At 38.8% G+C, this 20653-nt stretch carries 26 protein-coding genes; 9 read left to right on the forward strand and 17 right to left on the reverse strand.

All coding sequences use genetic code 11. The features are described from left to right. Nucleotides 1-68: 68 nt before the first annotated feature. A complete protein-coding gene (locus B4U84_RS30745; protein ID WP_017311167.1) occupies nt 69-224 on the reverse strand; it encodes a hypothetical protein in 156 nt (51 codons plus the stop codon). Between the two features lie 179 nt (nt 225-403). Here B4U84_RS30745 and B4U84_RS21325 point away from each other — a divergent pair, with 179 nt between their 5' ends. The 3 genes from B4U84_RS21325 to dusB all read left to right on the forward strand — a co-directional run bounded on the left by B4U84_RS21325 (nt 404) and on the right by dusB (nt 2251). After that, a complete protein-coding gene (locus B4U84_RS21325) occupies nt 404-805 on the forward strand; it encodes a hypothetical protein (RefSeq protein WP_017311168.1) in 402 nt (133 codons plus the stop codon). A gap of 137 nt (nt 806-942) precedes the next feature. Then, entirely contained in the window at nt 943-1200 is a 258-nt protein-coding gene (locus B4U84_RS21330) for a hypothetical protein (protein WP_017311169.1), read from the forward strand. A gap of 43 nt (nt 1201-1243) precedes the next feature. Next, on the forward strand, nt 1244-2251 hold the full coding sequence (gene dusB, locus B4U84_RS21335) for a tRNA dihydrouridine synthase DusB (RefSeq protein WP_131120492.1): 1008 nt from the start codon (nt 1244-1246) through the stop codon (nt 2249-2251). 208 nt (nt 2252-2459) lie between these two features. Here dusB and cysK read toward each other — a convergent pair whose 3' ends face one another. Continuing rightward, nucleotides 2460-3422 carry a cysteine synthase A gene (gene cysK / locus B4U84_RS21340; RefSeq protein ID WP_131120493.1) on the reverse strand — a complete coding sequence of 321 codons (963 nt, stop codon included), beginning with the start codon at nt 3420-3422 and terminating at the stop codon, nt 2460-2462. Between the two features lie 187 nt (nt 3423-3609). Between cysK and B4U84_RS21345 the strand changes: the two genes are divergently transcribed. Next, a complete protein-coding gene (locus tag B4U84_RS21345) occupies nt 3610-5160 on the forward strand; it encodes a metallophosphoesterase family protein (RefSeq protein ID WP_131120494.1) in 1551 nt (516 codons plus the stop codon). A 77-nt stretch (nt 5161-5237) separates the two neighbouring features. Here the strand turns inward: B4U84_RS21345 and B4U84_RS21350 are convergent, their stop codons facing one another. The 3 genes from B4U84_RS21350 to B4U84_RS21360 form a co-directional block, all read right to left on the reverse strand. Next, nucleotides 5238-5648, reverse strand: coding sequence for a hypothetical protein (locus B4U84_RS21350; RefSeq protein WP_016861929.1), 411 nt, complete (start codon nt 5646-5648; stop codon nt 5238-5240). 362 nt (nt 5649-6010) lie between these two features. Further along, complete coding sequence (locus B4U84_RS21355; RefSeq protein WP_044452588.1) at nt 6011-6442, reverse strand: CAAD domain-containing protein; 432 nt, start codon at nt 6440-6442, stop codon at nt 6011-6013. Nucleotides 6443-6645: 203 nt separating this feature from the next. Next, nucleotides 6646-7782: a cob(I)yrinic acid a,c-diamide adenosyltransferase gene (locus B4U84_RS21360; RefSeq protein ID WP_131120495.1), complete on the reverse strand. Its 1137-nt coding sequence runs from the start codon at nt 7780-7782 to the stop codon at nt 6646-6648. Between the two features lie 345 nt (nt 7783-8127). Here B4U84_RS21360 and fraC point away from each other — a divergent pair, with 345 nt between their 5' ends. The 3 genes from fraC to B4U84_RS21375 all read left to right on the forward strand — a co-directional run bounded on the left by fraC (nt 8128) and on the right by B4U84_RS21375 (nt 10771). Next, nucleotides 8128-8664 carry a filament integrity protein FraC gene (fraC, locus tag B4U84_RS21365; RefSeq protein WP_131120496.1) on the forward strand — a complete coding sequence of 179 codons (537 nt, stop codon included), beginning with the start codon at nt 8128-8130 and terminating at the stop codon, nt 8662-8664. Nucleotides 8665-8834: 170 nt separating this feature from the next. Further along, on the forward strand, nt 8835-9848 hold the full coding sequence (fraD, locus tag B4U84_RS21370) for a septal junction protein FraD (RefSeq protein ID WP_131120497.1): 1014 nt from the start codon (nt 8835-8837) through the stop codon (nt 9846-9848). A 143-nt stretch (nt 9849-9991) separates the two neighbouring features. Next, a complete protein-coding gene (locus B4U84_RS21375; protein WP_131120498.1) occupies nt 9992-10771 on the forward strand; it encodes an ABC transporter permease in 780 nt (259 codons plus the stop codon). Nucleotides 10772-10907: 136 nt separating this feature from the next. Here the strand turns inward: B4U84_RS21375 and B4U84_RS21385 are convergent, their stop codons facing one another. The 3 genes from B4U84_RS21385 to B4U84_RS21395 all read right to left on the reverse strand — a co-directional run bounded on the left by B4U84_RS21385 (nt 10908) and on the right by B4U84_RS21395 (nt 13801). Then, a complete protein-coding gene (locus B4U84_RS21385; protein WP_131120500.1) occupies nt 10908-11528 on the reverse strand; it encodes a pentapeptide repeat-containing protein in 621 nt (206 codons plus the stop codon). A gap of 593 nt (nt 11529-12121) precedes the next feature. Further along, on the reverse strand, nt 12122-12700 hold the full coding sequence (locus B4U84_RS21390) for a DUF981 family protein (protein ID WP_131120501.1): 579 nt from the start codon (nt 12698-12700) through the stop codon (nt 12122-12124). 207 nt (nt 12701-12907) lie between these two features. After that, the gene (locus B4U84_RS21395) at nt 12908-13801 is read right to left on the reverse strand and encodes a carbohydrate ABC transporter permease (protein ID WP_131120502.1); all 894 of its coding nucleotides are present in this window, start codon (nt 13799-13801) and stop codon (nt 12908-12910) included. Nucleotides 13802-13822: 21 nt separating this feature from the next. Here B4U84_RS21395 and purN point away from each other — a divergent pair, with 21 nt between their 5' ends. Then, nucleotides 13823-14491, forward strand: coding sequence for a phosphoribosylglycinamide formyltransferase (purN, locus tag B4U84_RS21400; protein WP_131120503.1), 669 nt, complete (start codon nt 13823-13825; stop codon nt 14489-14491). Between the two features lie 35 nt (nt 14492-14526). On the opposite strand, the gene B4U84_RS21405 is transcribed toward purN, so the two are convergent. The 7 genes from B4U84_RS21405 to B4U84_RS21435 all read right to left on the reverse strand — a co-directional run bounded on the left by B4U84_RS21405 (nt 14527) and on the right by B4U84_RS21435 (nt 18880). After that, entirely contained in the window at nt 14527-14892 is a 366-nt protein-coding gene (locus tag B4U84_RS21405; protein WP_131120504.1) for a VOC family protein, read from the reverse strand. Nucleotides 14893-15052: 160 nt separating this feature from the next. Beyond that, a complete protein-coding gene (locus B4U84_RS21410; protein WP_044452593.1) occupies nt 15053-15616 on the reverse strand; it encodes an HdeD family acid-resistance protein in 564 nt (187 codons plus the stop codon). Between the two features lie 217 nt (nt 15617-15833). Then, nucleotides 15834-16157 (reverse strand): hypothetical protein, encoded by a 324-nt coding sequence (locus B4U84_RS21415; protein ID WP_131120505.1) that lies wholly within the window; start codon nt 16155-16157, stop codon nt 15834-15836. Nucleotides 16158-16349: 192 nt separating this feature from the next. Further along, on the reverse strand, nt 16350-16931 hold the full coding sequence (locus B4U84_RS21420) for a CPBP family intramembrane glutamic endopeptidase (protein WP_017311188.1): 582 nt from the start codon (nt 16929-16931) through the stop codon (nt 16350-16352). 172 nt (nt 16932-17103) lie between these two features. Further along, nucleotides 17104-18165, reverse strand: coding sequence for a DUF3326 domain-containing protein (locus tag B4U84_RS21430; RefSeq protein ID WP_131120506.1), 1062 nt, complete (start codon nt 18163-18165; stop codon nt 17104-17106). A gap of 146 nt (nt 18166-18311) precedes the next feature. Continuing rightward, a complete protein-coding gene (locus B4U84_RS30750; protein WP_017311190.1) occupies nt 18312-18488 on the reverse strand; it encodes a DUF8621 family protein in 177 nt (58 codons plus the stop codon). Nucleotides 18489-18565: 77 nt separating this feature from the next. Continuing rightward, nucleotides 18566-18880, reverse strand: a complete 315-nt coding sequence (locus B4U84_RS21435) for a 2Fe-2S iron-sulfur cluster-binding protein (protein ID WP_017311191.1) — start codon at nt 18878-18880, stop codon at nt 18566-18568. Between the two features lie 256 nt (nt 18881-19136). Between B4U84_RS21435 and B4U84_RS21440 the strand changes: the two genes are divergently transcribed. Further along, a complete protein-coding gene (locus B4U84_RS21440; RefSeq protein ID WP_131120507.1) occupies nt 19137-20093 on the forward strand; it encodes a GUN4 domain-containing protein in 957 nt (318 codons plus the stop codon). 164 nt (nt 20094-20257) lie between these two features. On the opposite strand, the gene B4U84_RS30755 is transcribed toward B4U84_RS21440, so the two are convergent. Beyond that, nucleotides 20258-20410, reverse strand: coding sequence for a hypothetical protein (locus B4U84_RS30755; RefSeq protein WP_155950663.1), 153 nt, complete (start codon nt 20408-20410; stop codon nt 20258-20260). 55 nt (nt 20411-20465) lie between these two features. After that, nucleotides 20466-20653: hypothetical protein (locus B4U84_RS31250; protein ID WP_207390974.1), on the reverse strand; the 188-nt coding region annotated here is incomplete at its 5' end.

Here is a 20653-nt window from a genome sequence, read left to right on the forward strand (position 1 = left end):
GAACCTTAACAAGGGCGGTTATGCTTCATGTTTCCAGTTGGCTCATATATTTATTGCTTTCACTTTGTCTAATGTATGAGAATTAATACTTCCTGAGATTCGGGTGAACCGTAATCTGATGGTCGTGTTTGCCGTCTTTTAGTAAACTCTAGAGACACAGGAGAACCAAAAAGAGGCATATCAGCAGCTACAAAGTTCAGTTTGTCTGTGCTTGCTGCATTCATTCAACTACACATTACTTTATCGAGTGCAGTGGAAAATTCACCAAACCTCTTGCCAAGAAAAAAGAGGTAAACATCAAATTATGAATGCACTCAAAATTGGTTTTTGCATAACAATCTACGTACTTTATGTTATTATTTATATATATAACTAATTCTTATTTAACATAATGAATATACAAATGATAGAAAAAGGTGCTATTAGTGGCAGACCCTTTGATCCGTCAAAAGCAGGAGGTAAAATACTCGATCTTTCTTATACCAAGGTCAAGATAACTAACAAGGGTATCGATATTGTAAAAGCTCATGTCTATAGATTTAATCCTATTGGTGATGATGAGAGAAAAATGATAGAGCGACTAATCAAAATTGCAGCAGGTGAACTCTTAGCCGAACCGGTTGATAAGCGCTTCTATAGCCATGAACTACGTGAATATCTGAGGTATAAAAAACTCGGTTTCCAAACTGGACAGCCGAATAATCCGGACGATGCTTATGAACTCTGGAATAATGCCCACACAGCAACATTAGAAGATTATCGTCTCAAAGAGGGACTTGGCGTTTTATTTAAAGTTGATTTATAAGCGGTTAGGATTAAAGAAAATTAATTAAGTGGGCAAAATCATTGAATAGATATTTATCAAGCTTTTGTCCACTCCATGAAAAGTAAAGTTGTTAAATTTAAAATTGATAAAATCCTCTTTATAAAGGAGGAAGAACCATGAAAGACTCAATCAAACTAACTCAACTTGAATTAGTGCTTCTGAAATTAGTAGCTAAAGGTGAAGGAAATTGGAGCTGGTATGAAATAGCGAGTTCACTTTCTCGTCTAGACGTACCTAGAGAACCCGACATGATGATTGTGTTAAAAAATTTGGCTGCTGAGGGTTTACTTCGACGATATGTGGAGCAAGGGTCGCCTCGCGATCGCTGGGAATTAACATCAGCAGGAAATAAAATCCTTATGGAAATATCTTGAATGAGATGGCAAATCTTACCTAGACCTCTAAATCATAAAGTGTATGGTTGCCCTATCTCCTAGTTTGCAAGCAAAACTTACTACATCTCTTTTGATTGGAAACCTAACTGTGAACAGTCGGGTTTTGCAGTCGCCTCTTTCTGGGGTGACTGATTTGGTGTTTCGTCGCTTGGTACGTCGCTATGCACCAGATTCGATGATGTATACGGAAATGGTGAGTGCGACGGAGTTACACCATGTCAAAAAATTACCCAAAATCATGGAGGTAGACGCTAACGAACGACCAATTAGCATCCAATTATTTGACTGTCGCCCTGATTTTTTGGCAGAAGCAGCGCAGAAAGCAGTAGCAGAAGGTGCGGATACAATTGATATTAATATGGGTTGCCCTGTAAATAAAATTACTAAAAAGGGTGGTGGATCTTCCCTGCTGCGACAACCACAAGTAGCTGAGGCAATAGTCCGGGAAGTCGTCAATGCTGTCGATGTACCTGTAACAATTAAAACTCGCATTGGTTGGAACGATGAGGAAATTACGATCCTTGATTTTGCCAAACGAATGCAGGATGCAGGCGCACAAATGATTACAGTCCATGCCCGGACTCGCGCTCAAGGATACAATGGTAACGCGCGTTGGGAATGGATTGGTCGTGTGAAACAGGTGCTTTCTATTCCCGTAATTGCCAATGGTGATATTTTTTCGGTAGAGTCAGCGGTGCAATGTTTACAGGAAACAGGGGCTGATGGGGTGATGTGTTCCCGCGGAACATTGGGTTATCCGTTTTTGGTGGGAGAAATAGATTACTTTCTCAAAACTGGGGAGAAATTACCGCCACCAACACCGATACAGCGTTTAGAATGTGCTAGAGAACACTTACAGGCACTTTGGGAATATAAAGGCGATCGCGGAATTTTACAAGCGCGTAAGCACATGACTTGGTATGCAAAAGGTTTTGTTGGTGCGGCGGAGTTACGCGCAGAGTTAAGTTTAATCGAAACTGTACAGCAGGGTCTAAATTTAATTGATAGAACGCTTGAGCAGTTAAATTAACCTGAGTTCGATGGATTTGATCAGCTAAGGGTTTAAACCCTTAGCTAATAGCACAAGTCGTCTTCAGACGACTTAAATAAATCAACTAGTCTGCTTAAGCAGAGACTGCGATTTCAATTGCAGGCGGGATTTTTGAACATTTGGGATGCTCTGTTTGCGGGCGAGTTGATTGTTTAGCCTGAATAAATATTATCGAATTCAGGTTGATTTACACTTTCTGCAACCATTCAGTTTCTTGTGGTTCTTGGAAAAGTGATGTACTCAAGTAGCGTTCACCAAAACTAGGTTGAATCATCACAATTAATTTACCTTCATTTTCTGGACGCTTCGCCACTTGAATCGCTGCATACAAAGCTGCACCAGCAGAAATACCTGATAACAAGCCTTCTTCTCTGGCTAAACGACGACCATAGGAAATTGACTGCTCATCTGTGACTTGAATTACTTCATTCACGAAGTCTGGACGGTAGATATCTGGAACAAATCCTGCACCGATACCTTGAATTTTATGGGGGCCGGGTAAACCCCCAGTTAATACAGGACTGCTAGCTGGTTCCACTGCGATCGCTTGAAAACTTGGTTTACGTTGTTTGATGACTTCCGCTACACCAGTGATTGTTCCACCAGTACCAACTCCCGCCACTACAATATCTACCTGTCCATCAGTATCTTGCCAAATTTCTTCAGCTGTGGTTTCTCGATGCACTTTGGGATTGGCAGGATTGCGAAACTGCTGTAACATGCGGGCATTAGGCGTTTGTGTCACTATCTGTTCAGCACGAGCGATCGCACCCCGCATTCCTTCTATTCCTGGTGTTAACACCAATTTTGCACCATAAGCTCTCAGCATAGCTTGTCTTTCTTTACTCATGGTGTCAGGCATTGTCAAAATTAAATCATAGCCCTTAGCGGCTGCCACCATCGCCAAAGCAATACCCGTATTCCCAGAAGTCGGTTCAACTAAAACATTCTCTCCTGGTTTGATCCAGTCTGCTGCTTCCGCAGCTTCCACCATACTCACTCCAATTCTGTCTTTAACAGATGCAGCTGGATTCATACTTTCTAACTTCACCACAATCTGGGCTACTGCTCCCGAACTTTGGGGAATTCTATTTAACCGAACTAAAGGAGTTCTTCCCACTAATCTTGTAATATCGTCAGCAATCCGCATCTAAAATTTTCCTTTTTAGTTATCTAAAGTCTGTATTCAATATACTACTGTTAGTCGGTAGACTTTTAGCTTTTTATTCATAAACCAAAATTAAATAAGTTAGTGGTCATTTGTCATTTGTTATTTGTTATTTGTTATTGCTCAAAAAACTCTTGACTTTGGACAATGGACTATTGACTATATAATTATGAAATTTGTATCTGATCCAGCGATCGCTGATAAAATTCGTAAAATGAATCAACGGGTAAAGTGGCAAAATCCGTTGATTGTACAACGTAGTATAGACCAAACCCGGCTAGTACTAAACGACGACCGAGCCGAGGAACCAGAATTTTCATTCTTAGTGGTGGGTGATAGTGGTTCCGGGTCACATTACACACACAATCCTCAACGCCAAGTTGCAGAATTAATGCTTCCCCATCGTCAAGAATGCCGTTTTCTGCTGCATACAGGGGATGTAATTTATTTAGTCGGGTCAAGCGAGTACTATCAAAAAAACTTCATTGAACCTTACCGGGAATTTATCTGTGGAGGTGAGCAACCCCAAAGTATTGCTTACGACCAGATGATTTTTGAGTTTCCCATTTTACCTGTACCGGGGAATCACGATTACTATGATTTGCCGCTTGTGTATGGATTAGTTTCTTTAGTCACTCAGCCTCTACGTAAAATTCTGAGTAAAAAATTGGATTTGGATGTTGGTTGGCATGGCTCTAGACAAGGTGAAGCTTATGCACGAGCTTTCCTAGACTATTTAAAAGTTTTCATGCTTCCATCAGACCTAGAGCGTCATTTGGATACACATTACACAGCCAAAACTGAAACTGGCCGATGTCTGCATTACGAACCGGGAGTTTTTACCCGTCTACCAAATCGTTACTACACTTTCCGGTATTCTGGCATAGATTTCTTTGCTTTAGATACTAATACATTCAACGATCCATCACCACTGCCCGCAACACAACAAGGAGAACTCGATCGCCAAATTTTGGAAAAGCGCCGTGTCGAGATGGAACAACAAAAGCAGGAAATTATGGAAACCTCGAACCAACTAGATCCCAGTGATCCTAGTGAGGCGGAACATCTGGATGATTTGCGAGCAAAATTGTCACAAATAGAAGAGATTGTTGTTGATATCGACAAGCAACTTGCTGCTGACCACAAAACGGTAGTAGATACTGAACAACTAGATTGGCTAAAGCAGAGACTAATAGAATCCTGGCATACCAAAGAAGTACGAGGAAGAGTAATTTATTTTCATCACCCCCCTTACGTGACTGAAGCGACAAAATGGAATCAGGCACAAACTTTGGCTGTGCGCGATCGCCTGCGTAATGTGTTGAATGGAGTAGCAGCAAAGGTCGGTTCTTTAGCTGAGGGTCGTCCTCTGGTAGATTTGGTATTGAACGGTCACGCCCACTGTTTAGAACATTTACAAACAATGGATACAGGCCACGCTGACAGCAATATTAACTGGATTGTTTGTGGTGGTAGTGGTTACAGTTTGCGACGCCAACGGACTGAGGGAACAGATTTATTAGAAGATCAAAAATTAATAGCGCGATCGCATTTATTCGTAGGTCGCGCGGGACAAGGTTCCCAAAAACGCCGACCATATTCGTGTTTGCGTATCGATGTCAAAGCTGGTTGTCCTCCCAAGTTTGTTGTTCGTCCTTTGGTTGTCGAACGTTATCAGCGTCAGTGGCGCGATCGTCAAGTTCAACCATTTACTATTTGAATCCAACAAAAAAAGCGATGATTGAGAAAATTTTCAATCATCGCATTTAAATTCCCAACTTAACAACCCTAAAAAAACTAAATTACACCAGGACCTCTACCCCGTTGGTCGCCTTCCATTGTTAATTCGCCTTGCTTATCTTCGTTAATTTCTGTTAATTCTTCAACACGGTTTTCTGTATCTTCTTCTGCTTCTTGACGTGCATCACCTGGTACTTCGTAGTACATTTCTGGTTCAACCGCATAATTATTTAATAGACCTTCTTTGTCTACAGTGTAGCCATCTGTGGTACGTATACTTTCACCAGGATGAGTTTGATCATCTGTAGATGCACTAGCTTCTTTTTCTTCTGTAGGTTTTGTTTTAAACAAGTCTCCTTCTCTTTCTTGACGTGCGGCTGTTTCAGCGGGGACAATATGTGGATCGTATTTATTTTCGCGAACGCGATCAGATGTATCTGCTCCTTTTTTATAAGCTTCATTAGCCATAATTTATGTACTCCTTTAATTAATCTGTTTTAATCATTCAATCATTCAATCCAAGGACTATATTAGTTTTTAAATCAAACAAGTAAAACTACCTAAAGAAGTGTTTAGAAAAGGCAAAAAAATAATTTTATCTGCCTAAGGATATATATATTAAATATCTTGCACAAATATTTTTGAAAGTGAGTTCGATGGATTTTATTAGCTCAACATCCCGCCCCTAATAAATTTGGGTATCATAGCAAAAACCCACTCGCTCAAAGTGGGTTGAAGAAGTTATTGATTGAGTTTAAGATAAGAATTTATTTATTGCCCACTATTAATTATGGTGCAATTTTCAATTTATTTGGATGAAACTACTTAAACTAACCCAAAAATTGCTTTTTAACAGAATCAATTTCTACTGCTAATTCTTGGCGAGTAGATTCTTTGATGAGATAGCGGAAAACAAACCAAGTGGTGTAAATAATTCCAATTAACTCTAATACTGGTTGTGCTAAGGGAACATCATTAATTGCATCCAGTATAGCCAGGATAATCTTAGCAGTCACAACTGCTGCTAGGAACCAAGCCAGAATGATAAATATCTGCTTGTATGCTTGAAAAAACTTATTGAAGTTTTGGGAAAATTCTTGCCAGAAACTCTCTAATTCTCTAGTAATTAGCTCAAATTGGCTTTCGGGTTTTTGGGCTGGAGGTAACTTTGGTAAGTTTTGAGTATCTGAACCTTCGATTGCTGCCACAGCTGCTGCTGAGGTAACATCATTGTATTGTTTTTGTTGTACTTCGGTTTCCATAGGTTGATGAGATAATTTTGTTGGAATGGAAAAGTATGATTGCAGTATCTCCTAATATAAATTGTGCAGTTTCATCCTAATTTTTCATCAAACTTTTGACAGACTTGTTTTTTCTTTCGTGAGAAGGAAGAGTTAGCTATTGAATTAGTCTAAAGTCAATAGTTTTTTGACCCTAGACTAATGACCATTGACCATTGACCAACTTAAAAATCTACTCCCCGCTTCAGTTCCACACCTTGATTAGCATAATGTTTATGACAATACACTTCAGAGTGAATGCTAGCTAGGTCAAAATAGGCTGGTTGATTTTGGCAGCGACCAGTGATGATAATTTCGGTATGGCGAGGTTTGCGGAGTAAAGCTTGAACAATGGGTTCTACAGGTAGTAATTCCAAGTCAACTGTAGGGTTGAGTTCATCTAAGATGATAGTTTTATAAAGCCCAGATGCGATCGCAGTCTTAGCAATTTCCCAACCTCGTTCTGCTTCGACATAATCTAATTCTTGGCGAGAATTACGCCAAACGATCGCATCTCTTCCGCAGCGTTGATGATCCATCACATCTGGATATGACTGTTGCAAAGCTGCTAATGCTGCGTCTTCAGTATAACCACTACCTCCTTTAAGCCACTGCATAATTAATACACGGGTAGAGCCAGGATGATTAATACCTCGACCGATTGCTTGTAGGGCTTTCCCCAAAGCGCTAGTAGACTTCCCTTTACCAGCACCTGTGTAAATTTCAATACCTTCAAGGAAGAGTGCGCTTGCAGTTGGGTGGTGATGGGGTTTCATTTCGGAGTGCAAATCCGCAATATCTAGCAACTTTTGTGGCGCTCCACGACCAGTTGCAATAATTTCTAACTCTTCAGGTTTGGATGTGAGGGTTCGTACCACCTCATCCACTGATAATAAACCCAAATCCAAGACAGGGTTAATTTCATCCAAGACCACAACTGAATATAAACCAGAAGCGATCGCACCTTTTGCAACGTCCCAACCCCGCGCAGCTTCATATCGGTCAAAGGATGTAATTTCATCTGGGCCAAAAAATTCTGCTCTTCCGGTGCGAACTTGATCGATTAAATGAGGAAATCCGCGTTGCAAAGCTGCGATCGCCCCATCTTCATCATAATCTCGTTCTGGCCCTTTTAAAAACCGCAGCAGCAAGACGCGGTTGGAATTACTAGGTGTATTGATTCCCAAGCCAATTGAGCGTAAAACGACTCCTAAAGCTGCTTGGGATTTACCTTTACCTGCACCATCATAAACGTGAATTTGCCCTGTAACTCTTTGTTGACGCACTTGTGCTGTGCGAATTCCAATCCCGTTCCTTGTCATCTCACTCAAAGCTCTAAGTGGCAGTTTTTTATCTTACCCAAGGTTTTGTGTCAGAAGGTAGGGGAAAATATACCGTCTTGAAAATGGGTGTGGGGGTCTAAGGGTGTAGGGGTGTAGGAGAAGTTGTATTTTCATACCCAATCATCCTCATTATTTGACTATGTTACGGCTATACTTTCTTAAGTCATTCGAGAGAGGGGTAAAAGAGTGAGCAAATAAAGGTATGAGAGAGAAAATTCCCAGACCATAACTTCAGATTAAAACTCTTTAATCTGAAAAGTATTGCTTCTAAAGCCTGATACTCTTATAACCATAGTTAAATCTAGCAACTATCTGTTTCTGCTTATGTTTGATTTACCTTTGCTTCCCAAAGTAGTACCCCTTGGTGCAATTTTGTTTAGTTTTTTATTTTTGTTGATTTCTATTCCGTTAGAAGCTTATATTTTAAATTCCGTTCTCAAATTTGATAAAAAAACCTCTAGCTTTTATGCCATTTGCATGAATTTATTCTCCAATGTAGTTGGTTGGATAGTCTTTTTTTGGATAGAGCCATTCCTGTCTGTCAGGTTGAGAACAAGCTTAATGAATTTGATTTTCTTTGATCAAATACTGCCTAGTATGATAAATTTAATGATTTTGACTGCTTTTATCGTTTTTTTTGGGACTTTTGTGGTCAAATCATTTATTTTAAGAATTGCGTTGATTTCGCTGACTGATTTTTGGAAAAAACAAGATGAATCTGATATTCAAAATGTTTTATCTCGTCGGCAATTTAAGATGAGACTACAAACCAAAAATATATTTACTAGTGTATTAATAGCTAATGCACTCAGTTACACTGCTGTTGTTCTGATTCTATTTTTGATTATCAGAATTGTTTAAATTATAATCCAACAAACAAATGATTGAGAAAGTGAATTCAAAGTAGATCATAATTAGTGAGGTAAATTGAAAGTATAAATTTTTATTCATTAGGGGTTTGCTATCAAAAATCATCACTTAAAGACTAATGATCCTAATAAAAAATTAACTAGTAATCTAAAGGTTGCAATATGGAGTTAATCAAAGATTTTTTAGGTATTTTCGGTTTTATTGGGGATATTTACGACAATATTAAAGATTTTTTCCTTCCCAAAAGAGCTTTTGCTTGGCAAACTTTAATATATTTAAGTATTTTTTCTTGGTTAATGTCTTCTTTATCTACAGGTTTAATAAAATCGGCAATAGCTTTTTGTGGTTGGGCATTATTAATTGCAGGAACTGCTTGGTATACAACTGAAAATCCTGTAGTGATTCCTGGTACTAATATGCCTGTTGGAGCATTAGTAACCGGATTTTTAGTCAGTGCTTTTGCTTTTAGAGAGTCAGGACAAGAAATTACAACCAGAACAATTGTTTTCTGGCCAACAATTTCCGCACTAATTACAGCAATACCAGAATTTTTTGAAGGAACAGGAACAGAGTTTAGCACTCAGGTTCCTAAAATAGAAGAACGGCAAAAAATTATTATTTTGGTTGCTGTTTCTATGGTGATCAGTTGTTGGTTGCAGCTCGGATTCGTAGTCAATAATTGGTTAGAAGAATTTCCGAGCTTACAGACAGACAACATTAAGCGTACTTTTGTAATTAGAACAGAACCACAATTCAGTAAAAATCCAAGAAATGGTGGTTTAATTCTGAATAAGCTTGAGCCAATAGTGAAAGCACAAATAGCTAATAGACCTTGGTCTGAAGTCGAACAGTGGTTAAAAAGTGGGAATGCGAGAGTCAATAGTTTAGGTAGAGAAGTAATAGAAACAAGCTTACGTGAATTTGACGAAAAGTCTTTATGGCGCACGGAAGCACGTATATCTAGTCTCGATCAGAAAAATCCTGACATCTATAAATTGGATTTACTAAGTGTGTGGAGTGGTCCCACTTCTACTGGACGTGAGTATTTTCTGAGAAAAACTTGTCGGGTAGAACCAATTAACGTTTCTAGCAGATCTGATCAAGTATTGAGAGTCGCAGAAATTGCATGTGGTCGCAGTAGCAGTCGCTTTATAGGTTCACCACCCGCGTTGTGAAGAGGAGAAGGGAAGGGGGACAAGGAAGACAAGGGGACAAGGGGGACAAAAAAGTAATTTTTCTCCTCACACTTCCCACACTCTTCATTCCCCGTTCCCTCTGTTCACTAATAAATATTATTTTGCTTAATTACTGAAATAACATGAATTTTGGCAGACTTTACGTTATAGCAACAAATGTGTTTCGAGAAGTAGTGCGCGATCGCATTTTGTTTATGATCGGCTTTTACATTATTATCCTTTCTATTGCTATCTACTTTCTTCCTCAATTTGCTGCTACCACAGAAGATAAAATTTTTCTTGATTTTGCTTTGGCGATGATGAATCTTCTTGGTTTGGTTGTCACCGTATTTGTTGGTACAGGATTAATTAACAAAGAAATTGAGAAACGTACTGTTTTGGTGTTAATTGCTAAACCTATCAGTCGTGGTGAATTGATAGTTGGTAAATATTTGGGATTATTGATATTGTTAGCAGTTTTACTTACTGCTATGACAGCGATCACTCTTGTGTTTTTGCTATTTGGTCAAGTTACCTACTCAATACCCAGTATTCTAATTGCGATATTTTTTCTATTTTTGCAGCTGTCTTTAATCACTGCTGTTGCTATTACCTTGGGTGTGTTTACTAGTTCATTATTAGCAACAGTTTTAACATTTGCTGTGTATTTGATGGGGAATATAAGTCAAGACGTATTAAAACTAGGTCGTCTCGCTTCCAAACATGAAATTGAAACATTCACTCAAGCTTTGTATCTGATATTACCGGATTTATCGAGATTAGACGTAAAAAATGATGCTATTTATGGTCTGGCTGCATTACCAAACTCACTGACACTAATTAGTAACATTGGTTATGGCTTACTGTATATTCTCATGCTATTAGCGATCGCTATCCTCATTTTTTCCCAACGAGAGTTTTAGGAGCGGGGATTGGGGATTGGGGATTGGGGATCGGGGAAAGGGAGACAAGGGGGACAAGGGAGACAAGGAAGACAAGGAAGTAATTTTTCTCCCCACACTTCCTTTTCCCCTTTCCCCTTTCCCCTTTCCCCGTTCCCTATCTTCTAAGATCTACTCGAATCGTTCCGTCGGGCATAATTGTTTCATAAAGTTTTGCATTTTTGAAGTTGGCATTTTCAAGATTAGCTTCACTTAAATTTGTTGCCATAAGATTAGCCCATTTTAGATCTGTACCTGTTAAGTTGGCTTGATTAAAATTAGCTTCTATTAAAATAGCTCCACATAACTTTGCTTCTGTGAGATCCGCTCTGACTAAATTAGCTTCAACTAAAGATGCTTCTATTAATTGGGCTGAACTCAAATTAGCTTCTCTTAAGTCAACATTGCACAGAGAAGCATTCCATAATTTACTACCATTTAATTTTGCTCGCCATAAACAAGCGCCACACAAATTTGCTTGGCTTAAATCAGCTTGACTTAAATCAGCATTAGAAAAATTTACTTGTTGTAGATTTGCTTCTCTGAGATTTGCACCAATAAGTATAGCTCCACTGAGATTTGCGCTACGTAAGTCTGCTCCTCTAAAGTTAATTCTGCTTAAATCAATTCCTCTGAGGTCAATTCCACTTAAGTCACATCCACTAAAGTCTCTAGCTTCAATATTTTTATCTGTGATTTGACTTAAAACTTCCTCTTGCTTGTCAGCATGATTTTTCATGTTATTTACCCCTTATTGTGCCTAGATGTAGTAGTAGGGGCGAAGCATTTGCTGATAAATATTTTTATAAAACAAATTAATAGTCATCTCAATGCTTCGTCCGTAAAGTCCTGCAAAATTTTTTACTAAGAATCAATATTCCAAGTAATTCTGTATTCCGAATCATGAATTCCAAATTGAAGTGGTTTCACAACTTATATCTTGCACCTGGTCCGAAATTAAAATTTGGGCTGAAAGCTAAAGTCAGTTAAAAACTAACTGGCTCAGGTTTAAACCCATTTAAATGGGTTTAAGCTTTGAGCCGAAAATTTATTTTACGGCTGATTGCAACTGCTGCAAGATGTCAGATAAGCTTGTTCGGAATAAGTGTTCCATTTTGCCCTGATGACATATGTATTTTGAGATTACACCCGAAAAGTTGACAAAATAGCTAGTAAATCAAGAGAAAATCCAAAAAAATCTCTGAGCAATCGTGAAAACCATAATAGTACGTTCTGAATAGGAATTTTCTGTCAAAATACCCTGATAAAAATCAGGGAATGTTCATAAATTAGAACTTTTACTTTCATGCGATCGCTAGTATTGATACATGTTTATGGTGTTCGCATTGGTAATGGTTTCCAATTAGAATATTCCCCCAGATGATTCCAGTATGTAATATAACCAACAAAAGCAAAAATTAGGGCAGCAATTACTAACAAAATTGCACCAAACAAGCGCCACTTACGATTTGTTTTCAGATATAGAGTTGGTGCTGCACAAACTCCAGCTAATCCCGTTAAAATAAATCCAATTCCTGAGAGGAGTGGATTCCGTGTCAAATTCAAATCAATGATGCGTACCCCAATTACAATTGCAGCAAGTCCAGCAAAAAATCCATAAATTGTTACTGTGAGCAAATCCCATCCTAAAGCTAAGGCTAAGGAAGTAGACAAAAATAAAATACCAAACAATACTGTCATTTCACCATAAGCAATGTTGAATACTCCTCGTACTGGCCAGGTAAAAGTCATGTGTAAACCGGTAACTAGTGCGATCGCTCCTGTCATCCCAAATCCAGGAATCCAACGTTTTTGATAAGCGTGATCTAGGCCAAAATACACATAGCCAGCTAAAAGAAATAGTCCGGCTACCATATTAATCAACATCAAGGTGATATAGTTAACAAACATTAATCTAGATCTAGATATACTATTTAAGTTTTATTGGAATATAAAATTACCTGATTTAAAATCTATAGCTAGAAGCATTTTTTCAAACATTTGATGCTAAGTAAGCAGATGCATTCACATTACCGACCACCTCAGAATAAATTCTGAGCCTAATAGCAAAAGTCGTTTCAAGACGACTGACAAAGTTTTGAATCCGATTGAGTCTACTTAACTCTCATCATTCCAAGTTTGGAGCTGCAAATACACCAGAACCAGCGTCACTGCAAATAATACCGTTGCGGCGGCGGCTGCATAACCAAAATCAAATTGAGCAAAAGCCTCTTGGTAAATGTAATAAACCATTAAATTAGTAGAATTTAGAGGCCCCCCGCCAGTCATCACATAAACTTGCTCAAAACTGCGTAATGTGAAAATCATGGTGGTAACGATCGCAAAAATTATAGTTGATTGCAAACCGGGTAAGGTAATATACCAAAACTTTTGCCAACTATTAGCGCCATCAAGGTCTGCTGCTTCGTATCGACTCACGGGAATGGTTTGCAATCCTGCTAAAAACACCACCATATTGAAGCCGATTTGTTTCCAAATACTCAAGATAATCAGTACCGGCATTGCCCATACAGTACTACTTAACCAGGGAATAGCTTTTAGACCAATAATATCCAATAAGGCGTTAATCGTGCCATCATTTTGAAATAACCAGCGAAATCCTAAACCAGCAGCAACTAGAGAGATCATTGAGGGTAAAAAATAAAGGCTGCGGATAAACCCCCCTAAAGGTAAAGCCTGGTTTAACAATAGTGCTATTCCTAAAGGAATCACCAGACTAGGAATCACAGTAGCAAGAGTAAAATAAATAGTGTTAAAAATAACTTGCCAAAAATCTGAGTCAGATAACAGACGCCAGTAATTTTTCAAACCTACCCAGTGTGTACCACCAGAACTGAAAATACCAGTAGTAAAACTGAGGTAAAACAAATAGGCAATTGGCCACAGAATAAAAATACCTAATAAAATCAGTGCTGGAGTCAAAAAAAACCAAGCAGCAACGCTATCATTATCCAACCATGACTGACTGGATTTACTATATATTTTTGCCATCTATAAAATTAACCTGTCGTTATGACACTCCGCCCTGATTCTACCTTTAGCCTGGTTTCTCCTCAAATTCAAGACGCATTTAATCAACACAAGCCGATAAAATTGGGAATCATGGCTTCAGGAAGTGGTAGTAACTTTGAAGCGATCGCCCAAGCCATTAAAGACGGGCAACTCAATGCCCAAATTCAAGTTTTAATTTACAATAACCCAGATGCCTATGCCGCAGTCCGGTCTGCTAATTGGGGTGTACCTGCTGTACTTCTCAATCATCGTGATTATAGTAGCCGTGAAGAGTTTGATCGGCAAATTGTCCAAGTTCTACAACAGTATGATGTGGAATGGGTAATTATGGCTGGTTGGATGCGATTAGTAACGCAAGTATTAATTGATGCTTTTCTAGACAAGATAATTAATATTCATCCCAGCCTGTTACCTAGTTTTAAAGGTTCTCGCGCCATAGAACAAGCAATAACTACTGGTGTTAAAATTACTGGCTGTACAGTGCATTTAGTTTGTTTGGAAATGGACAGTGGGCCGATTTTAATGCAAGCGGCGGTTCCTGTTTTAGCTGATGACACACCTGAAACTCTCCACGCCAGAATTCAAGTACAGGAACACAAAATATTACCACAAGCGATCGCCCTCGCAGCACAACAAGCACAGATTGAAACAAAAGCTGGTGCTGGGTAAGTCCTGCGTTATTTGGTTGATTTTACTAGCTGTATCTATGGACGGGTTAGTAGTTCTAAATTATGACCGTCGGGATCATAGAAATAGAAACCACGTCCCCCATTCCTATGATTAATTTGGTTTTTATTTTGGTGCATGGGGTCGCTAGTATATTCCAAACCCGCTGTTTTAACTCGCTCAAAAATTGCATCAAAATCTTCATCACTCACATGAAATGCATAATGATGCGACTCAAATTCCTCTCTATCTGCAAAGTCAAGCGTCAGAGTGTCATTGACATGTACAGCAGCAAAGTAACCAATAGAAGGTTCAACTTTCAAACCAAAAATTTGTGCAAAAAACTGCGCTGCTGCTTCTTTGTTATGTGCAGGTACGATTGTGTGATTCAAAGTAATTGTCATATTACACCTCCAAAGAAGAGTGTGGGAAGTGTGGGAAATAATGTAGAGACGCGATTCATCGCGTCTAGGAGTGTGGGGAGAAAAATTACTTTTTTGTCCCCCTTCCCTTGTCCCCCTTCCCTTATCCCTCGTTCCCTAACTTATTCTAACTGCTTAACAATTACACAGCTTGGTCGGAAGGATTTAGAGTCGAACGTCCATTCAACGACAGCATCACACGAGAAACACCAGTGAACAGAACACTAGCACCAACCAGTGTTCCAAGCAACCAAGGTGCATTGAAAGGCCACTGGAACCAGATCATTGCACCTAAAATAAGAGTAATAATGCCGTCAGTGAGTACCCAAGTCCAGTTTTGTTGGGGACGCAATTTGAATGCTAGGATTAGCTCGAAAACACCTTCAGTTAATAAGAAGCTACCCAGTAATAGAGTTAGTGTCAAAATACCTGTGCGTGGATAAATAAACAGCATTACACCTGTAGCGATGTAAAGACCACTCAATAAAATTTTCCAAACAAACCCGCCTTGCTCACGGGTATTATACGCATAGAATAACTTGGCAAACCCAGCAGAAATCAGGATGACTGCAACCCAAGTTTCAGCAAAAATAGTCGAGACAACAGGTAGTGCGATCGCAATTATTCCCAAAACAATCAGGATAATACCCATCCATAGCGATCGATTGTCATTTTTGTTGATGTTATCAGAAATGTTGGTTGTCATATAAAATTTTTCCTTAACTGAGAATAAACCTAACAATCAGGCTAGAAAATTTCTCAGCAAGTAGGGAATCACCCTAAGATAGACTCTGGGTGACTTTTGGTACTATCTTTAACTCTACTTTTGACGTAGATGACACAATAAATAACCTCTGAGGAACTAATTTTAAGAACAAAGCCATATAATGAAAAGCTTTCAACCCTGTTCCCTGCTGTAACAGTTACAACCCTAGCAAACTTCTTACTTTGATCACTAGCTGATTGGAAACTTCAGGTAGGTAATTTCTGGCGTCTGTTACTAATTGGTCAAGATTTTGAGGTAGGTAATTTCTGGCGTTTGTTAATAGTTGGGTAAAAGTTTGAGGAAGGTTAATGACTTCTTTCATAAAGTCTTGGGGAGCATAACCAAACAGCATCAACACAATAAAAATTACCAAAACAATAGCTGTTGTGCTAACAACTATCTTCAATACATTAAACAAGGCTTTCAGAACAAACCATGCAAGAATTAATGCAGCGATGGGAATAATTATACTAGTAGCCATAATTTTGTTTTGCTTATAAAAAACAAATATTTTTCAATACTGCAAGGGATAGAATTTTTCGTCATAATTTTGGGGTTGTATCAGACGCGATATATCGCGTCTCTACATAATTTAAATATTAATTAATTTGTCTTATCCGAGCAGTATTGAAATATTTCTAATTTTTAATTTTTTATTTTTAATTTCTAATTGTTAATATCTTCCTACTTTCCACAAATAACTAGAAATAATATTTGTAAACACATGAGCAATAATTGGCACTAACAAATTACCACTGAGGAGGGTGCTATATCCTAATATTAATCCAACAATACTTGCCCAAACCACATACGGCCATTGTTGGGAACCACTCAAATGCAAAACCCCAAAACAAAGACTGGATACGATCACAGCAGCAGCATCTAATCCAAAAGCTGGCAACATTACACCACGAAATAATAATTCTTCACTCAATCCTGGTAATAATCCCAACCAAATTAAATCAGGTAAAGCTAAGGGTTTGAGAACTATTTCTAAGTAATAATTAGCACTTTGACGATAAGGAGGGCAAAGTTGATAAGCTAAACCACTCAAACCAGTAATACTCAAGCCTAAACCTACGCCCAAAAGTAAATCTCTGAAATTCCACACTAAAGGTATCAGGGTAAAACTGCCAAAATGCAACCATAGTTTGGCAATAATCCATAAAACGACAGCAGTTACTCCCATCGCCACTAGTACTTGGGTGCGTGTCAGGTATGGTATTTCTGGTTCTTGTTTTTCTGGTTGAGTCATCCGATTTTGGATTTTAGATTTTGGATTTTGGATTGACCCTCAAGATTTATCCGAGGGCTATTCGATTTTAGATTTTGGATTTTGGATTTTAGATTTTGGATTTGCTCCACAGATAAATCTGCTTTCTCTGTACCATGCTCGGAATTATTGGTCACTGATTTATAGCCAATTACTAATTATTTAAACAACGTAATGGCGAGATATCAGGAGTAAGAGCATAAGGGTTAATGCCAGCTTTATGGGCAACTAATACGCCTACTGCTTCTAAATATGAGTTTACCTCTATTGATTTTATCCCTAAAGGTTGGGGAAGAACTTGAAGCAGAGTATGATTTTCTCGAACTGTGACTATCAGGGATTGTGTTTGGCTGAGATTTAGTAAGGCGCTACTCCCACATGCGGTTGCTGGTACTATTACAGCGTCTACTTGATTAGCCCAAATGTCTTTTGGTTCAAGTATTTGCTCTGTTCCCCTGACGATAAATTGGGGGGCGCGGCTTAAACCAACAAGAACACATGGTAAAAAAGTATAACCTAATTCTTCGGCAGCCGAACGGGGAGATAAATCGGGATCTAGGGATGGAGGTAAAAAGGCTGGCGCATGGGCGCAAGGAATCTGAAACTGTCGCACTACTAAATGGCTAATCACAGCTTCAGCCCCAGCAATTGGATCTACACCTTTGCCGTGACGGTAGTTTTGATCTGCTTGTTCATCAATATTATCGGGGAAACGAGCTACAACTGCGATCGCTTCTGCACCAGCTTTGTTAATTAATATTTCTGCTGCCCGCAGTAAACTATCTGGATTACCGATAGTTCCCCAACTTGCACCAGACTCAGATGTACGTAGTTCTACATTTAGTGGTGCATCGGTAACTACATAATCTGTTAAAGACAATCCTAAGGTTGCTCTAGCTGCGTCTGCTGCTTGCAGGTTTCGCAGGCGCAATTCTGGTTCTATTCCTTGGTCTAAAAGCAAACCAATCCGATTTTGATGGACGGGACGCAAACCCCAGCATCCAGCAGCAAACTTGTCAAGCCCATAACCTTCAACATAGAAAGCATTGGGGAGATTCCAATATAAAGTCGCACCATTCATGACATTGGGGTGAGTGATCAGGCGATCGCAAACCTGAGCGATAGTTTTTGCAACGGGTAATGCATCGCCTGCATAACCACCAATTGCTGCTCCAATGCCAGTAGGTACTATTAAAATAACAGTGTATGGACGCACAAACAATTAAAAAGTAAAAAGTAAAAAGAAACAAATGGCTAATTCTTATATTGGTAAATCTTAAGTAGGGTGTGTTGTCGCACAGCGCAACGCACCCTACAGTGACTTTATTTTTACTTTATAAATAACCTATTAGCCATCAACAATTAAGCATCAGTAGTGACGACAGCTTCCACAGTTGCTTTTTGTTGGGGAACATCCACAGAAGTAATTGCCCAACGTAAAGGTTCGCCTTGTTTTTTGAGTTCTGCTGCAATTGTTTTTTCTAATTCTGTAGGAGTTTCTTGGAGGTTAATTTCTGCGGTAATAAAATGAGTTGTCATTGTATTTGTTGGTTGTTAGTGATAAATGGTGAATAGTTAGTGGTTAATAGAAAACAATTAACTACTAACTATTAATATTATTTCCCAAATTGTAATTGATAAACAGTATCTTCTTTTTCTGTGGCAATTTTTAAATCAGAACGAGGATAGGCAACACAAAGTAAGACATAACCTTGTTTTTGCAGGTCTGGACTAACGCCCATGCCATCAGTTTGATCTACTTTACCGGAAATAATTTGACCAGCGCAAGTTGTGCAAACGCCTGCATGACAGGAACTAGGCAATTCTAACCCCTGTGCATCTGCAACCGATAAGATTGTTTGATCTTCGGGAACTTGTAAGGTATGAGTTTTGCCTTGATGTTGAATTTCAACGGTGTAAGTCTTAGACATATACTAAAATATGGGACGCAACAAACAAATGTATTATTGTATCTGAATTAGTTAAAAATATTGCAGACATTAAATAAACTTTGGATTTTGGTTGGGTTGGGGCGTTTTAGCAGAGTTTTATAATAAACACAGAGAATTAGTTAAATTTGCTTAGTTATATATGCGCGATCGCGTTGTATTAAAAAGTGTATCCGTAAGTCTACCCTTTGGCACTCTAAAGGCTCTGACAACTATTGCGGGTGTGGGAGAGTAATAAGTGGAACAGTTTGATGTGTTTCTTTGCCACAATAGCCAAGAAAAGACTCAGGTAGAAGAAATCAGAACACAGCTATTGCAAAAAGGAATATATGCTTGGTTAGATAAGTATGACTTTGAGCCTTTTCGTCCTTGGCAAGACCAACTAGAAGAAATTATTCCTCAAATCAAAGCAGCAGCAGTATTTATTGGTTCATCTGGCATAGGACCGTGGGCAGATATCGAAATGAGGGAGTTTCTTGTTGAGTTCGCCCAACGAAAACTACGCATGGGCTTAGTGATTCTCCCTGGCTGCCCCGATCATCTCATTAATAAAGTTCCAAGATTTATGAGAAGCTTTCAGTGGGTTGATTTTCGCCAGCAAAATCCTGATCCGATGGAAAGGTTGATTTGGGGTATTACTGGGATTAAGCCAGAAACACAAACCATTATTTATCCTCCAGTACTTGAAAGACCCTCAAAACTACCAGAAACCACCCCTGAGCCAACAACTGCAACAGATGACCTCTCCTCAGAAAAAGGCATAGACTACACCAGACTGCGTGATTTATTGAAAGCAGGAAAATGGAAAGAGGCTGACAAAGAAACCTATAGAGTAATGATTCAAGCTGTAGGTAAAGAAGACGGTGACTGGTTCACCAAAAACGAACTCTTAAATTTTCCTTGCACTGACTTACGCACAATTAACCGCTTGTGGGTAACATACAGCGATGGACACTTTGGTTTCAGTGTCCAAAAGAAAATTTACTTGAGCGTTGGCGGTAAAGCTGACGGCGAGTATTACAAAGAAGCCTGGGAGATGTTTGGCGAGCGCGTAGGATGGAGAGTGAATAGTAGTTTTATAGGCTATAGTGACGTAACTTTTGACACTTCAGCCCCTAAAGGACACCTCCCGTTGGATGCGTGGTTTGGGTATGTGGTTGGATTCTTCTCTCGCATCGAGACTTGTAAACTGTAACACGCCCTGACGGGAAGTCAACAGTCAAAAGTCAAAACATTTTGATGAATAAATCCAGGGTGCGATCGCTGAATATAATCAAGAATTTTATAGAACATTGGTGCTTTGATTTTGCTTGTGTTCGGGGGTTTTACCAAAGTTTTATAATAATCACAGAGAATTAGTTAAATTTGCTTAGTTATATTTATGTGCGATCGCGTTGTATTCAAAACCGTATCGTAAGTCTGTCTTTTAGGGTGAGGTACGGGGTTTGGTTGATGGGGAGTTGGGGAGGTATGGGTTTGTTCTCTGACATCAAGACTTGTAAAGTTTAACATCTAAGGCTTTCCGAGATTTATAAAGATTATTGCAAGCCTCTTATGCACGGTATAATCAACATTTCAAAATTTCGATACCTGGCACTTTGGTCATTAATGTTACAACATTAAGCCTTACAGCTACAACATTAAGTCTTACAGCTACAACATTAAGTCTTACAGCTACAACATTAAGTCTTACAGCTACAACATTAAGTCTTACAGTTACAACATTAAGTCTTACAGCTACAACATTAAGCCTTA

The organism is Westiellopsis prolifica IICB1, from assembly GCF_004323185.1.
In the GTDB taxonomy this organism is placed as follows: Bacteria; Cyanobacteriota; Cyanobacteriia; order Cyanobacteriales; family Nostocaceae; genus Pelatocladus; species Pelatocladus prolificus_A.

Coding starts and splice junctions, on each gene's coding strand:
- B4U84_RS30745 (WP_017311167.1), bottom strand. CDS start 224: ATGAATGCAGCAAGCACAGACAAACTGAACTTTGTAGCTGCTGATATG.
- B4U84_RS21325 (WP_017311168.1), top strand. CDS start 404: ATGATAGAAAAAGGTGCTATTAGTGGCAGACCCTTTGATCCGTCAAAA.
- B4U84_RS21330 (WP_017311169.1), top strand. CDS start 943: ATGAAAGACTCAATCAAACTAACTCAACTTGAATTAGTGCTTCTGAAA.
- dusB (WP_131120492.1), top strand. CDS start 1,244: ATGGTTGCCCTATCTCCTAGTTTGCAAGCAAAACTTACTACATCTCTT.
- cysK (WP_131120493.1), bottom strand. CDS start 3,422: ATGCGGATTGCTGACGATATTACAAGATTAGTGGGAAGAACTCCTTTA.
- B4U84_RS21345 (WP_131120494.1), top strand. CDS start 3,610: ATGAAATTTGTATCTGATCCAGCGATCGCTGATAAAATTCGTAAAATG.
- B4U84_RS21350 (WP_016861929.1), bottom strand. CDS start 5,648: ATGGCTAATGAAGCTTATAAAAAAGGAGCAGATACATCTGATCGCGTT.
- B4U84_RS21355 (WP_044452588.1), bottom strand. CDS start 6,442: ATGGAAACCGAAGTACAACAAAAACAATACAATGATGTTACCTCAGCA.
- B4U84_RS21360 (WP_131120495.1), bottom strand. CDS start 7,782: ATGACAAGGAACGGGATTGGAATTCGCACAGCACAAGTGCGTCAACAA.
- fraC (WP_131120496.1), top strand. CDS start 8,128: ATGTTTGATTTACCTTTGCTTCCCAAAGTAGTACCCCTTGGTGCAATT.
- fraD (WP_131120497.1), top strand. CDS start 8,835: ATGGAGTTAATCAAAGATTTTTTAGGTATTTTCGGTTTTATTGGGGAT.
- B4U84_RS21375 (WP_131120498.1), top strand. CDS start 9,992: ATGAATTTTGGCAGACTTTACGTTATAGCAACAAATGTGTTTCGAGAA.
- B4U84_RS21385 (WP_131120500.1), bottom strand. CDS start 11,528: ATGAAAAATCATGCTGACAAGCAAGAGGAAGTTTTAAGTCAAATCACA.
- B4U84_RS21390 (WP_131120501.1), bottom strand. CDS start 12,700: ATGTTTGTTAACTATATCACCTTGATGTTGATTAATATGGTAGCCGGA.
- B4U84_RS21395 (WP_131120502.1), bottom strand. CDS start 13,801: ATGGCAAAAATATATAGTAAATCCAGTCAGTCATGGTTGGATAATGAT.
- purN (WP_131120503.1), top strand. CDS start 13,823: ATGACACTCCGCCCTGATTCTACCTTTAGCCTGGTTTCTCCTCAAATT.
- B4U84_RS21405 (WP_131120504.1), bottom strand. CDS start 14,892: ATGACAATTACTTTGAATCACACAATCGTACCTGCACATAACAAAGAA.
- B4U84_RS21410 (WP_044452593.1), bottom strand. CDS start 15,616: ATGACAACCAACATTTCTGATAACATCAACAAAAATGACAATCGATCG.
- B4U84_RS21415 (WP_131120505.1), bottom strand. CDS start 16,157: ATGGCTACTAGTATAATTATTCCCATCGCTGCATTAATTCTTGCATGG.
- B4U84_RS21420 (WP_017311188.1), bottom strand. CDS start 16,931: ATGACTCAACCAGAAAAACAAGAACCAGAAATACCATACCTGACACGC.
- B4U84_RS30750 (WP_017311190.1), bottom strand. CDS start 18,488: ATGACAACTCATTTTATTACCGCAGAAATTAACCTCCAAGAAACTCCT.
- B4U84_RS21435 (WP_017311191.1), bottom strand. CDS start 18,880: ATGTCTAAGACTTACACCGTTGAAATTCAACATCAAGGCAAAACTCAT.
- B4U84_RS30755 (WP_155950663.1), bottom strand. CDS start 20,410: ATGTTAAACTTTACAAGTCTTGATGTCAGAGAACAAACCCATACCTCC.